This is a genomic window from Bacillus sp. WC2507 (genome assembly GCF_052656125.1).
Window position 1 is genome coordinate 318868 of the sequence record NZ_JBQXPN010000003.1, and the last position, 13947, is coordinate 332814.

General features: G+C 31.9%; 13 protein-coding genes and 2 pseudogenes. 3 read left to right on the forward strand and 12 right to left on the reverse strand.

Going from position 1 to position 13947, the window contains the following annotated elements; genetic code table 11:
• Window positions 1-505: 505 nt before the first annotated feature.
• The 3 genes from ACUN28_RS29415 to ACUN28_RS29425 are packed head-to-tail and all read right to left on the reverse strand — an operon-like array spanning window position 506 to window position 2605.
• Window positions 506-1081 (reverse strand): replication-relaxation family protein, encoded by a 576-nt coding sequence (locus ACUN28_RS29415; RefSeq protein WP_016090027.1) that lies wholly within the window; start codon window positions 1079-1081, stop codon window positions 506-508.
• A gap of 22 nt (window positions 1082-1103) precedes the next feature.
• Complete coding sequence (locus ACUN28_RS29420; protein WP_016090026.1) at window positions 1104-2270, reverse strand: FtsK/SpoIIIE domain-containing protein; 1167 nt, start codon at window positions 2268-2270, stop codon at window positions 1104-1106.
• 14 nt (window positions 2271-2284) lie between these two features.
• On the reverse strand, window positions 2285-2605 hold the full coding sequence (locus ACUN28_RS29425) for a hypothetical protein (protein WP_016090025.1): 321 nt from the start codon (window positions 2603-2605) through the stop codon (window positions 2285-2287).
• A gap of 293 nt (window positions 2606-2898) precedes the next feature.
• Here ACUN28_RS29425 and ACUN28_RS29430 point away from each other — a divergent pair, with 293 nt between their 5' ends.
• Entirely contained in the window at window positions 2899-3120 is a 222-nt protein-coding gene (locus ACUN28_RS29430) for a helix-turn-helix transcriptional regulator (protein WP_016090024.1), read from the forward strand.
• A 219-nt stretch (window positions 3121-3339) separates the two neighbouring features.
• On the opposite strand, the gene ACUN28_RS29435 is transcribed toward ACUN28_RS29430, so the two are convergent.
• The 9 genes and pseudogenes from ACUN28_RS29435 to ACUN28_RS29475 form a co-directional block, all read right to left on the reverse strand.
• Entirely contained in the window at window positions 3340-5322 is a 1983-nt protein-coding gene (locus tag ACUN28_RS29435) for a methyl-accepting chemotaxis protein (protein ID WP_048894686.1), read from the reverse strand.
• A 1355-nt stretch (window positions 5323-6677) separates the two neighbouring features.
• Complete coding sequence (locus tag ACUN28_RS29440) at window positions 6678-7019, reverse strand: zinc ribbon domain-containing protein YjdM (RefSeq protein ID WP_445423472.1); 342 nt, start codon at window positions 7017-7019, stop codon at window positions 6678-6680.
• A gap of 132 nt (window positions 7020-7151) precedes the next feature.
• The gene (gene dltC, locus ACUN28_RS29445) at window positions 7152-7391 is read right to left on the reverse strand and encodes a D-alanine--poly(phosphoribitol) ligase subunit DltC (protein ID WP_016090021.1); all 240 of its coding nucleotides are present in this window, start codon (window positions 7389-7391) and stop codon (window positions 7152-7154) included.
• Window positions 7392-7748: 357 nt separating this feature from the next.
• Window positions 7749-9512, reverse strand: a complete 1764-nt coding sequence (locus tag ACUN28_RS29450) for a SulP family inorganic anion transporter (RefSeq protein WP_016090020.1) — start codon at window positions 9510-9512, stop codon at window positions 7749-7751.
• Window positions 9513-9647: 135 nt separating this feature from the next.
• Window positions 9648-10088 carry a hypothetical protein gene (locus ACUN28_RS29455; protein ID WP_016090019.1) on the reverse strand — a complete coding sequence of 147 codons (441 nt, stop codon included), beginning with the start codon at window positions 10086-10088 and terminating at the stop codon, window positions 9648-9650.
• A 1-nt stretch (window position 10089) separates the two neighbouring features.
• Window positions 10090-10443 carry an ArsR/SmtB family transcription factor gene (locus ACUN28_RS29460; protein ID WP_016090018.1) on the reverse strand — a complete coding sequence of 118 codons (354 nt, stop codon included), beginning with the start codon at window positions 10441-10443 and terminating at the stop codon, window positions 10090-10092.
• A 676-nt stretch (window positions 10444-11119) separates the two neighbouring features.
• A complete protein-coding gene (locus ACUN28_RS29465; RefSeq protein WP_016090017.1) occupies window positions 11120-11626 on the reverse strand; it encodes a GNAT family N-acetyltransferase in 507 nt (168 codons plus the stop codon).
• A 252-nt stretch (window positions 11627-11878) separates the two neighbouring features.
• Window positions 11879-12130, reverse strand: a pseudogene (locus ACUN28_RS29470) (ABC transporter ATP-binding protein); the annotation flags it as partial.
• Between the two features lie 104 nt (window positions 12131-12234).
• Window positions 12235-12468: pseudogene (locus ACUN28_RS29475) on the reverse strand (transposase); the annotation flags it as partial.
• Between the two features lie 206 nt (window positions 12469-12674).
• Here ACUN28_RS29475 and ACUN28_RS29480 point away from each other — a divergent pair.
• Window positions 12675-13748, forward strand: coding sequence for a Rap family tetratricopeptide repeat protein (locus ACUN28_RS29480; protein WP_016090016.1), 1074 nt, complete (start codon window positions 12675-12677; stop codon window positions 13746-13748).
• Window positions 13745-13903: a hypothetical protein gene (locus ACUN28_RS29485; RefSeq protein WP_016090015.1), complete on the forward strand. Its 159-nt coding sequence runs from the start codon at window positions 13745-13747 to the stop codon at window positions 13901-13903. The genes ACUN28_RS29480 and ACUN28_RS29485 overlap by 4 nt, the downstream gene beginning before the upstream one ends.
• Window positions 13904-13947: the final 44 nt, after the last annotated feature.

The window sequence follows — 13947 nt, forward strand, 5'->3', positions numbered from 1 at the left end:
CGACCACGACTTTTGCATCTGTAAAAATAATTACCAATAAAATCGACTTGTGTAAGTTACACGCTATGATGATTTTATTGGATTAGGTATTTTCACCTAAGAATAATTTTAATGGGTCCTCCATTCTTTCTCATTTCTTATGAACTTGTATATGGAAAGAAAACATTTTTCGCTTTGCATGTTCTACTAAATCTGTAAACAATGGTGTACGTTCATCGTTCATAATGAAACTAAATTCCTTTCCGATAGTATTTTGTATTCCAACTTAGTTTAAAATGCAGCGATTCATAGTTCAATATAATAATAAATATAGTTTCAATAGGAATTACCTATTATAATAAAATCAAGATGGAAATTTACTTTCCTTAATTTGTGATTCATATCCAAACGGACATTATCGTTATCAATTTGATGGGTGACTACATCTGCTTTGCTGTAATAGAGCATCATACATTTCTTAATAGATTATTGAAAAGAAAAAAGCTCTGCACTTCGCAGGCTTTCTTTATGATTTAATTATTAAATTATTCATAAAATCCCCTATAGAATTCGCTTGGAATATACGGAAATAAGAAGATTGAACATCGTAATGTTTGTCAGTAATGATTAGGATTGAAGGGAAAAATTTAGAAGCTTTCGGTTGCCAAGATTCATTGTGCCATTCTTGACTATGGAAGTATAACTCATATCTATTTATCTTATCTTGCATTATTTTTTTACTGTATACTGACTTTTGAACTTCAATAAAAAATGGAGATCTACGCCATATCGTAAAGGCATCTGGCTCCATATACTCTTTCCCATACTTAGGTTCCACTTTGAATAATTTAGGATTTTCGTAGTAGACAAGTTGTTTGTATACGTCAACAATACCAAGGAAATGAGGAATTTTTTGACTCGTCTTTTTGATAGAACTTGGTTGTGGAAAATAAATGTATGGGTGCTGCAATACGTTCGCATCAACATAACCATCTCTCCTTAATCGTTTCATAACCGTATTACAACAAGTTACTGCATTCTTTAAGCCTTGAAAATGCAAGTCAATAATATCATCACGGGACATGCATCTAAATCGCTTCAAATCATTTAAAATTCCTTTATCTCTACTCCTCATCATCTAACACCCCAAATAAAGGAATTTCTTCTTTTAGAGGCATTTGGAGCATTTTCTCTTCTTTAGACATACGATAGGGCTCAACAATTTGTTTTGCCTTACTTAATTCCAAATAAGGTGCTTGAACTTTCTTTAATCCATTTCGTTTTAAAATCATTTGGCCAGATTGCTCTAAATGCTCTGAACCAGGAGTACCCATGATATTACTATTAATTGCACTATCACATTTAAAACCAATTCTTACGGTCATATTGAGTTTTAACTTACCATCTAAAACCTTTGCATCTGGCCTCTGCATACTAAGCATAAGAAAGACTCCAAGTGATCGGCCGACTGCTGAAATCTTTTCAATTGTAGTCATACACTCTTTTTCATCTTTAAGCATAGCCACTTCATCGATAGCCAATAAAATATATGGTTTTTGATGATCAGAGTTCAATTTGTTGTACGCATCAATATGGTCAACCTCAAATTGTTCCATGAGTTTTCTTCGTTCTCTGATTTCCTTCCATAGCTTTTGAAGCATTATTTTCATTTCGATTTCTTCCATACAAACTTCTTTTACATGCTTCACTCTTCGCAAGAAATGAAATTCAGAATTTTTTAGATCTCCAAGATACAAATGCAACTTATCAGGTGACATATATTGAATGAATGTGGAAAGTACAACACGCACCATACTACTTTTTCCGCTTCCCGTTTCCCCTGCAATTAATAAGTGTGGTGAATTGGAATCAATCATATCGTATGTAATCATTTTTCCAAATTGATCCCGGCCAACCACAACAGGAAGACGGTATTCCTTTAATAATGACTGCCACTCTTTATAACAGTACTTATAAGGTTTTAATCCAGTATCTGAATCGAATACATGTAGTACAAACTTTTTCACATCCCCTTCAATCGTAATATTCCGTCCTAATATTTGCTGGAAACAAAACCACTTCTTTTCAATCTTTTGTGGATCTAATCCGTTTGGTATGGTAAATACATATCTCACGCTTTCTGTTGAAGAAGAAACCTTATGTACCTTTGGATAAATAGGCAATTTCCCTCCACGTGTTTGATGTTCCGTATATAAACCTGCTTTTACAAACACCTCTATAAGGCGATTCCTTAACTTTTGTGTATGAAGCCACTCCTTTATAATCCTCATTACTCCATTCCTCCCTAAAACATGATTACGATGCGAAAAAATGCGTATCCAATCAAGCAAACTCCACCAATTCGCATACCATAATAAATACTTCCACTCACAAACTTTGCAGCAAATATATGGTCATTTTGTACCAAATACTTTTCTAACAAGACTGCCCCAATTAAAACCGTCCCCATTACTCCTAATGCAATATAGGTATTTAACACTTGATCGGACATATGAAAGAATGCAAAAGGACTTAATGAATTGTATTTACGAATTGTATTTTCTTTATCTTTGTATGACCGATCTATAAACTTGCGGAAAAAAATCCTTTCTTTCCTTACTCGCATTTAAATGCCTCCGTTCTCTTTATAAACAGAATAAGAAACCTTATAAAACATAGGGTTGATTCACTTATTACCTTGTTAACATTACTTTGATAGTTAATTTGGTATGTACTTTGCCAATACAAAGGCGAATTGATTTGATATCTATCTTGATAATACGTTTGCTAGCAACTTTGATAGCGACCTTGATACATCATATTGCGAACAGCTTGTACATTATTAACACTTTTGTTTAAAAAAATCATGCTTTGGTAAAAATGTGATTAATAGAGTATCTACGAATAGGAGTGTTCGCAGTGTTTGGCTTAGGAAAACCATTATCTAAGTTTGGTAAATTTTTAAGAAAGAATGATATTACTCAAACGGAATTAAAGGAATGGAGTGGGGTAAACCAAAATACAATTAGCCGTATCTCTCGTTCGAATCAATACAAGCCTTCATTAGGGAATGGTCAAAAGATAATTAGGGCCTTAAAAAGAAAAGGATTCGGCGTAGACTTTGAAGATTTTTGGATGTGATAATTCGCTCAATATGTACTACTGTATCAACACTACACTTTAATGAAAGAGATATTCAAAAATGACTATCTAATAAAAAAGATCAACTACCATTTAAAGTAGTTGATCTGCATGTGCAATCTCTATAAAAAATACATATTATATTTACTTACTACATTATAAGGTTTTTAACTTCTACCCTTAAACATACTATCTAGGATTCTAACCTAGAATCTGAACTTATATCTTAAATCCACCAATTAATTCTTGAAGTTCTTCGGCCATCTGTGCTAATTGTATTGCTGAAGAATTTATCTCTTCCATAGAAGCATGTTGCTCCTCAGATGAACCGGCTATCGTTTGCATACTTGAAGAATTCTCTTTCACAGCCATAGATATTTGATTAATTGATGTATCGACTTCCATTACATCACTTGTCATTTTATTTGATAATTCCACCATACCATGTACTTTTGACACGATATCATTTGCAGATTTTGAGATTTCATAAAAACTTTGTTTTGTATCATTCGCAACCTGAATCCCTGACTGCACTTCAACTCCTACTTCATTCATAGCTTTTACAGTCTCATGTACATCTGCTTGTATTTCATTAATTAAACTTCCAATTTCCATTGAAGATTCGGATGATTGCTCCGCTAACTTCCTGACTTCATCGGCAACAATTGCAAATCCACGCCCCTGCTCTCCTGCTCTAGCCGCTTCAATCGCTGCATTCAATGCTAATAAATTTGTTTGTGCTGCAATACTTTGAATTGCTTCTAATATACTTCCGATTTGCTGCGATTTCTTATCTAATAATTTAATTACATTATCGGATTGAGAAACAGAATGATGTATAGACTGCATTTGCGTTACAGTTTGTTCTACTAATTGTTCACCCTCATTGGCTTTTTGTTTTGTGTATAAGGATGAGGCCGATACTTCTGAAGCATTATCAGCTACGTACTGAATGTTACGCGTTACATCACCAATTAAATTCGCTCCAGACGCCACTTCATTATTTTGAACTTCTGCACTATTCGATATTTCTTCCATTTCTTTTGTAATTTGTTCTGTCGCAATACTGGCTTGCTCTACGCTAGCAGTTAGTTCCTCAGACGAAGCAGCCACATGTCCTGCAGATGTATTAATTCGAGAAATTATATTACGTAACGACTCTGCCATTGTATTGAAACTACCACCTAATTGACCAAGTTCATCCTTTGAACGAATATCTATTTTCTCAGTTAAATCTCCCTGACTAATTTTTTGAGCTGAAATAACTAATTGTCTTAATGGATTAATAATAGATTTAAGAATGAAGAAAATTACAAATCCACCTAACAACAATGAAGCCCCTATTATAGTGAGCGTTTTATAAAAAATAGAATTGGTAGCCTCTTCAATTTCTTTAATAGGCATTACGCCAGCTATTTTCCAACCTGTTTTTTTGTTTGTCTTAAAGCTTATGTTTCGATCCTCACCATTAAGGCTATAAGTAATTACTCCATCTTCTTTCTTGTATAGTTCATCTGCTAATGATTTTTCTAATTTCTCACCTGGCTTAAGCGTAGGATGAACAACTATAGTCTTATCTTGACTTACTATAGATACAAAGCCTTGTTTTCCTATTTTTATCATTTTAGAAGTTTTTACGATATCATCAATATTCAAATCCACACCAATGACACCACTTTTATCAGCATTTTGCTTTGCAATTGCTATTACCATATTTCCTGTAGCCTTTGATTTATAAGGAGACGAAACAATAATCTCTCCATTAGCTTTTACTGCATCCTTATACCAACTACTTTCTAACGGATTAAATCCTTCTGGTATTTTTCCAACAGGTGCATGAATAAATTGATTATTACTGGATGTAGTATAAATTGTTTCTATCTCTGGATGTAACTGTATATATTGATCAAATTTACTTTGTACATTTTGCAATTGGTCAGCATTATAATCACCTTGTGTAAGTATCTTTGCAAAATGAGTTACATCTACATGTTTATTTTCTAATTCATCATCAACTATCTTATTTAAAATACTTACATTATCTTTCGCAGTTTGTAGAATTGTTTCATTAAGATCTGTTTTTGCTTTATCATAAGATGATACTCCTACGACAAGACTAGGTATAATTAATATTGCAATAAATGCCATGGACAACTTCGTTTTAAGCTTCATTTGTTCCAATCCTTCTTTTATTTTAAACACTTTCCACTTCTTCCTTTCATTCAACTTATATAGTTTATTTAATCGTTTGCTCCTTTATTTTTTCTACTTTCATTTATGATATCATTCGAAATGAAATTACCGTTATATCCTTTTACATATATCTTCTTATATAACAATTTAATTTTTACAAGCGGAGTTTTATCTATCCACCTTTCGAATATGTTATTTTTCTATATTAAGCAATGTTAAGACTATAAATTACCTGCATGAAACATAGACTTCAATTAAAAGATAATTTTTGACTTTGATTGAATCAAAAGTTTAATTTAGAACGATTCAAATTGGATGAAATCCTTACCATAATAAATTTACTAAAACTTAACTAAGTGAATTTATTCTTTGGATAATTATACTTAACAGCTTTTTAACCACTCTAGCCGCTTCACTTCATTCATTTACTACAGCCATTTTTGTATTATTGGATACCAAACCATAAATTCTAAATAGGAGAATAAAATAAATTGGAGGACTTCATTGTAACATGTATGCATAAGTTTTAAATATTAAAATTAAAAAATATATTTTTCATTATATTATCTTCTTGAATTACTAATAATAGATTGTGAACTTTTTGGACTAACGTCTATATCAGGGTATTACTAAGATTAGAATGAATGAATAACAGCACCAATCAATATATATTTTAATGATGATATTCTTTATTTAACCCAACACTAAATTATTTGTATATTCTATAGATATATCATTACTCAATCCCTTTTAATAAAACAGGTCACTTAATCTGTAAAGAAGGTTATTCTATTACCGAAGTTTTTAATTTTTTCCAGCTTCTCTTTTAATATTTTCTTACTCTTTTTTTAAATAAATATATAACTACGTTTTCCCCATATGTATACATTAAAGATGCTTCCTTTCCTTTAAACTGAAACATACATTAGAATGTTTTTCTTTATTTCTCAGAATTAAGACCCTAGGATTTTTCTTAATAATCATGTAATATACGAGCCAGAAGTAAATAAAAAGACTTGCTCTGTGCTATTGAGGGAGAGTCTAAGAGCCATCTCAATATGTGGCTACATAGAGTCTCGCCACCAAAACGTGGATATTATACGCTAAGAAACATTTCAGATTTAAAAGCTGATTTTCACACGTTAAGGAATTTCCCTTCTTATGTTTCTAGCATATTCAAGCATCATTTTTTAAAAATACAGTTGAGATGCGTTCAAAAAAATAGAAAGACTTCATTCAAGAATACTTATCATGAATGAAATCTTTCTCTTATAAAAGATATTTAATTTCCACCTTGAAAATGTTGTATATTAATTGATTTTAAACAATTAAGTTCAACTAGTTCTGTTGCATTAAAATTGCATTTATATCTTTTTAACAAATTTAGATTTTAATTTCATAGCTCCAAAACCATCAATTTTACAGTCAATATCATGGTCACCATCTACTAAACATATACTTTTTACTTTTGTACCGATTTTCACAACCGATGAAGTTCCTTTTACTTTAAGGTCTTTGATTACTGTTACAGAATCACCATCGTTTAAGACATTTCCATTAGCATCTTTAATAACCTTTGTATCTTCATTATTTTCAGTTTCTGATTCTAAAGTCCACTCATGAGCACATTCTGGGCAAACAAAAAGATTTCCATCTTCATAAGTGTATTCTGAATTACATTTTGGGCAATTTGGTAAATTAGACATATTTTTATTTCCTCCACACTTTATCATTCTAATAAGTATTTTTTAAAATTTCTGTTTACAACTTCATAAGAATAGCAATTATGAACTTTAATTTTGAAAAGTGGTTCTTATCTGTATCTCAAACACCTATTTTCATCCCATAGCTTTCAATTTCTTAATAATCATGTTCGGTGTCGCCCATTCGTCACGGTCAAAGTCAGAAATAGACACTTCGATGTTTAAACGGTCTTGAAATTCGACTAATAAAGATACTGTAGCAAAAGAATCTAGAATTCCTTCTTCAAATAATTGCACATCTGGGTTCTCTTTTACGATATCATTTTCACATACTTCTTCTAACACATTTAACACTTGATTTTTAAATTCAGACATTATTTTTTCTCCTCTATAACTATAATTTATAATAAACTTCTTCATAGACTTCTATTTTTTAACACATTTTTTTAAAAACCTATCCCATCATCATTACAAAATTATGCCTGGTCTTTGTATAATAGTTATTAAGGCATAACAGATAGTTGTTCCCCGGAACATATGTGATTACAAATCTCGTATTTGTTTATTATGGAAAAGGAATATATATGATCGATACCGTTTATATAATTCATTTTGCGTTTAAACGTAAGGAAAATATTCTCCGCATTTGCCAAAGTAAACTTTCTCCTTCTCTATTTTTATAAACGGATTAAAAGAGTGAATCAAACAAACTTTGTATGTGAAGTGAATTTTTTAAAAATCTAATGCATTTGTCTTATTCTTTATTGTATTCACTTCCTGCGATTGCTGAGAAAGCCCGGTACACTCATGAAATGCGAAATGCTTACATCCTATACATTTTTTTGTATTCAAATGTCCTAAAGCACAATTAATAGCTTCCCCAGTATGATCAAAAAAGTTTTCTTTCCCAATCTCAGCATACAATCCACTCTTATCTAATGTTACTTTTAGTTCTGATTGAATTCCTGAAATAAGAAGTATGCCACCTTGTTTTTTAAAATGCTGAACGATATTCCTAAAGTAAGACTCTCCTGTGGTATCAATAAAAGGAACTTTTCCCATACGCAAAATTAGAACCTTTGGTTTATAATTAATGTTCGTTAAAATATTATGTTCAAATGTTTGAGCAGCCCCAAAGAATAATGGCCCTTCTATTGTGTAAATACTAATTTGTGGGCAGTCATGAGCTTTATTTACCACATGTGGTAACAATTTTTCATTCCTTTTTGTATGATCAGGAAGCACTTTTGTTATGACAAGCATATTACTCATACGTTTTGTAAACAAAATAATAGCTAAAATAAGACCAATTTCCACAGCTGTCGTTAAACTAGTAAATACAGTAAGTAAAAATGTTATCAATAATACAAGAGAGTCTCCTGTCTTCATTTTAAGTATGTGATAAAAATGTTTTTGTTCGCTCATATTCCAAGCTACCACCATTAAAATGGGAGCCATACTAGCAAGAGGAATATGTGAAGCATATGGAGCTAACAGTAAAAGTGTAAATAACACAAATCCCCCATGAATAACACCCGACAGCGGAGATACAGCTCCACTCTTAATATTAGTTGCTGTACGGGCAATTGCTCCAGTTGCAGGAATTCCACCAAATAACGGGGTTACAATATTAGCAACTCCCTGACCGATAAGCTCTTTGTTGCTGTTATGTTTACTATTTGTCATCCCATCTGCCACGACAGCGGATAAAAGAGATTCAATTCCACCGAGCATCGCAATAACAAATGCAGGACCAATTAACTGTTTTATACGTTCTAATGTGATTTCTGGTATATCAAACTGAGGAAGTGTATTTGGAATCGTACCATATGCTGTACCAATAGTTGGTACCTGATCTGAGAAAAATACAGTTGCAATTACGGTTGAAATAACAACACCCACTAATGAACCTGGTACTTTTGGCAAAATCTTTGGTGTGATGAGTATAACAAAAAAGCAAATCAAAGCAGTTATAACACAATAAAAATTGGTAGTATTGATATGCGTAAAGATTTCCTTCAGATTCGCTGAAAATTCCTCATACTTTTTTATACCTGTTAGACCTAAGAAACTAGCAATTTGTCCCGTAAAGATAATAACAGCAATACCTGACGTAAAGCCAATTGTTACAGGACGTGGAATAAACTTAATCAAAGATCCTAGTTTAAAAATTCCCATAAGGCATAAGATGATTCCGGCTAATAAACCAGCAAGCAGTAAATTTTCATACCCATAGGTAATTACAATTCCTAAAAGAATCGGAACAAAAGCACCTGTAGGCCCTCCAATTTGATACTTCGAACCACCAAATAGTGAAATGAGTATCCCAGCAATACATGTTGTATAAATCCCATACTCCGGCTTAACGCCAGAAGCTATAGCAAAGGACATAGCAAGTGGAATCGCTACAACTCCGACAATCATTCCAGAAAGAAGATCCTTTTGAAAATGTCCCAATGAGTATCCTTCAAACCTTCCCGTAAATAACCCTCTCATTACAAACCCTTCTTTTCTATTTTTAATAAATCTTACTTCTTTTGAAAGAATATTTTTTTGATAAAATTGAGTTACAAGTGCGTTTCTCATACCCTTATACAGACAATTTTTAACTCTTTATACAAGAAAACCATCCTAATATTGGTTATATGTTTTACTTAAATGACGTTCTAATTTACCAATATCTCCTCCTTCTTGTATATAGGAATTTAACCTTTCTACTAAAAGTAAACTACCTCGACTATCTAAATTTTTCATTTCAATGAACGATTTAATTTTCACATTATCTGGGGTGCAATCTCTACGAAACATTTGCCCCGGAATTCCATTCCAGAAACGATTCCATTCGTTCAGTAACCCTATTTGATCAAATAAAAAGCTTTGAATCCCACATAACCAAGCTGTACAAGCTGTATTTCTCTTTTGACATCCAACTCCATCCTGTAGATGCTGGCATGAAAAACAGCAAGAATGCCCACTTTTAATACAAACATTACAAACATGATGAGCTCCTATTGAGCTAAATACTTCAATCCCATGCTGAATGATATCTTCTTTTTTAACGTCAATGCTCAACCTATCCCTCCGTTACCATGGTTTCACTTTCTGTTTCATCTAGCTCTTCTAACATTGAAATTGTATCGATTAAATGGTTGTTAAAAATTTTACGTGCAACTACCAGTAAATCCACAATCATAGGGTCTCGTAGAGAATATAAAACTCGTTTTCCATCTTTAGTACCAACAACAATGTTTTTTGAACGTAGCACACTTAATTGTTGAGAAACAGCTGAACCTTCCTTGTTAAGGATAGTTTGAATTTCATTTACACTTCTTTCACCCTCTGACAATAGTTCTAGAATACCTATTCGTAATGGATGTGATAAGGCTTTAAAAAAATCAGCTTTAAATTGTTGCATTTCATTTCCCATAAAAACACCTACTTATTTTTGATTAAAAACACAAAAGTATCATATACATCTTCAAATGTTTGAATATGTATATGATACTTCCAGGACTTTGAATTTTCAATATAAATCTTAAAATATTAAATAAGAAACAAAAAGCACAGAAAACATTTGCTACACTCTATTCGCAAAGAAACAGCATCAGATTCCATTGTCATGAGCAAAATGGACTCTTACTCCCGGCAAAACAGTCTTATACCAACACTAAGGGACGTATTGAAAAACACTGTTTAACCTAGACTATATTTTTTTCAAAACCTTATGCCGATAGATTCTACAAAGATTGAATTTATGAGAAATTACGAATGCCTTAGCACACGTAATTTTTTTGGAAAATACGGGGATTTTCGAGAATGAGCACTACAAGACCAATTACAGCGTGCCAGTGCATTAAATTTAATTATCAATGCAATCAGCATATGGAATACTGTGTATCTAGCCAATGATTATTCAAATAAAAACTCCCGTATCATTAAACAGATACGGGAGTTTTTTTATCAATTTCACTTTCCTCATTGTATAAACTTTACTTTTCAGACACATCGCTCACATTTTAACGATTTTATACACCAAGCGATTCTCAAAAATCAAAATCACAATTTAAATTGTGATTTTGATTTAAATAATGCGCTCTGAAACACTACTCTTCTTCTAAAATAGCGTAATAATATTCATCCCACCATTCATTTCCATGGGGGATACACTTCCTGAAATAGCCTTCTCTTCTCATTCCAATTCTCTCCATCAATCGATATGATGGGGTATTTTGTGGCTGACATGTCGCTATAATTCTATGTAATTTCATTTCCTTAAACCCATATTTCAATGTAGCTTGTGCTGCTTCAGAAGCATATCCTTTATTGAAATATTTAGGATTGAATACCCACCCAATCTCATAAGTATGCTCACCAAAATATTTATGAAAAACAATATGACCAATCAGAATATTTTCATCTATCAGTATCACAGGAAAGTTCTTAGCATTTTCACCCATATTTTTATTTACAAAGTTTCTTGTATCTTCTTCAGTAAAAACCCCTTCAGGTATGTATTTCATAACATTGCAATCTGATGTATACTCATGGACAGCTTGCCAATCTTTAAACTCAAAATTTCGTATTAATAATCTTTCTGCTTTTATAAACATTTACTTTTCTCCTCTCAAAAAATTGTTTCTTTATTTCAAATCCACATTCAATCCTTAAACTAAAAAGAACTTGTAGGAATCTCTACAAGTTTTTTTTAGTTTAAGGTGAACATTTGGGACAAACAAACTATCTTACAGATTCATCATAGAAACTACAGGGATAGTGCTTTGACAAATATATCATATAACAAATATTAACATCTATATATTTGTTGAAAATATTGTTAATTAAGAAAAAAATTATCTTTCTTCTTATCTGTTCTTAATTTCGTTTACTACTAACTTCTTCTTACTTAAATAAACTGCTCGATCTGATTTTTTTGCAAATTCTTGCGAATGCGTAACAACAATTACGCATTTACCTTCTTGATGTTCGAGTTCCTGAAACAACTCAATAATTTTATTTGCTGTTGGTTCACCAGTAATAAATAAAACAACATAGCAAGATAGTTCCCTAGCAATTGCTACACGTTGTTGGTCTTCGCGACTTAGTTGAATTATATTAAATGACCGTTTCTGTATATAAAGAAAATGTTTACCTGTATTTTGAAAATCCTCTTCTTTAACGAGATTTATACATTTCTTGATGATACATACGCTAGTACCCAATCAAATGAGTAATCTGGAATCCAGATTTTACGATCATAGATTTTGCTCATTACTTTTTTCTAAAACATCCTCATACTCTCTCAGTTTCAATCTACTGTTACGAGCCGTAATCTTATATATATGCCTCTTTTGACCAATTTGATATGGTTTTGCGTTGTTTTGGCTTTTAGATAAGACCATATCATTTTCGTTTGCAATAGTTGCCTTTTAGGACCTTTTGTATGATTTTTCACTGCCTTTCCTTCGTCGCTATTTTAAATTTATACTAATAATTTATTTTAACTTGATATGGGGAGGTATCGAACTTGGCCTATTTATAATAATGAATTTTCAGATATTTGTTTAGAAATACACTTTAAACTAATAACATCTGTAATAATATGGATTTCACTGCTATGATAAAAACATATAGATATAAACATACAAAGGGGGAAGCTATGTGATCGTAGCAAAAGGAAACGAAAACATTACTACATTAATGAACGATTGGTACAAAGCTATGCGTTCTCAAAAGTTATTACAAGCCAAAAATCTAAGGTCTGATGTTGAAAAACTTCTCGAAGAAATGGAACAAGATCAAACGCTTCTTATTTACTATTCTTTACTAGAGTTTAGGTATAATCTTTTGATAAATAATACATCTGGATTATTAAAACCTGGAGAACATATAGAAGAATCTACTATAGACATGCTCAATTACTACTACTATTTGTTCAATGCTATACACGCAATGAAGATTGGACAATATATTGACGCTAAGCACTTCTATCACAAAGCTGAAACACTTCTATCTCTTATTCCGGATGAATTAGAACAAGCAGAATTTAATTATCAGTATGCTCTTTTCAACTATTATCAGTTCCAACCACTAAATACAATAACATACGCTAATAAAGCGAAAGAAACCTATTCTAATGAAGTTGGGTATGAAATAAATATAGCTTCATGTAATAATATTTTGGGACTTGCAAGTACTTCTCTAAAGCAATACGAGTTAGCTGAAGAGTATTTTCTTTCCGCTTTAGATATTGCAACCAAACAAGAGCAAACACAACTTACTCATATGATTCGCCATAATATAGGGCTTCTATATTCAGATCAAAATATGCCTCAACTAGCAATCAATTATCTCTCCAAGGCACTAGAAGGTAGCTGTAAAACAATGTATTTGTTAGCTAAAGAACATGAGAAACTAGGGAATGTAAATGAAGCTGCTGATTATATAAATAAAGGATTGCAAATTAGTAATGCACAAAATAATAAAGAATATTATCATCATTTAACGATTTTAAATGCAAGATTACAGCATACTCCTATAGATGAATACGAAAAGATTATTGTTGAAGGAATCCATTATCTCCAAGAAGAAAATTTATGGCACTTTGTTGAAATATATGCTGATGAATTAGCAAACAAGTATTATGATGAAGGTAACCACTTGAAAGTAAGCCAATACTTCCGTGTGGGATACAAAGCTAAAATTGAAATGGAGAAAAGGAGTGCTTTAAAATGATGAAAAAAATACTAATTAGTACAGCAGGACTTTTATTCTCAGGTTTTATGCTCGTAGTACCAATCACTTTAAGTAATACCCACGGCGAGGCAATGATTGCAGTACAAAAACAGGAAATTATACAATATACAAATACCCATGGTGAAGGAATGTAATAACCGAAGAAATCCTCCCCTACAATTAATACACCATTATTTGC

Bases quoted from the DNA above. Each gene is read 5' to 3' on its own strand.
- ACUN28_RS29420 (WP_016090026.1), bottom strand. From the start codon at position 2,270: ATGAGGATTATAAAGGAGTGGCTTCATACACAAAAGTTAAGGAATCGC.
- ACUN28_RS29425 (WP_016090025.1), bottom strand. From the start codon at position 2,605: ATGCGAGTAAGGAAAGAAAGGATTTTTTTCCGCAAGTTTATAGATCGG.
- ACUN28_RS29440 (WP_445423472.1), bottom strand. From the start codon at position 7,019: ATGTCTAATTTACCAAATTGCCCAAAATGTAATTCAGAATACACTTAT.
- dltC (WP_016090021.1), bottom strand. From the start codon at position 7,391: ATGTCTGAATTTAAAAATCAAGTGTTAAATGTGTTAGAAGAAGTATGT.
- ACUN28_RS29450 (WP_016090020.1), bottom strand. From the start codon at position 9,512: ATGAGAGGGTTATTTACGGGAAGGTTTGAAGGATACTCATTGGGACAT.
- ACUN28_RS29460 (WP_016090018.1), bottom strand. From the start codon at position 10,443: ATGGGAAATGAAATGCAACAATTTAAAGCTGATTTTTTTAAAGCCTTA.
- ACUN28_RS29465 (WP_016090017.1), bottom strand. From the start codon at position 11,626: ATGTTTATAAAAGCAGAAAGATTATTAATACGAAATTTTGAGTTTAAA.
- ACUN28_RS29485 (WP_016090015.1), top strand. From the start codon at position 13,745: ATGATGAAAAAAATACTAATTAGTACAGCAGGACTTTTATTCTCAGGT.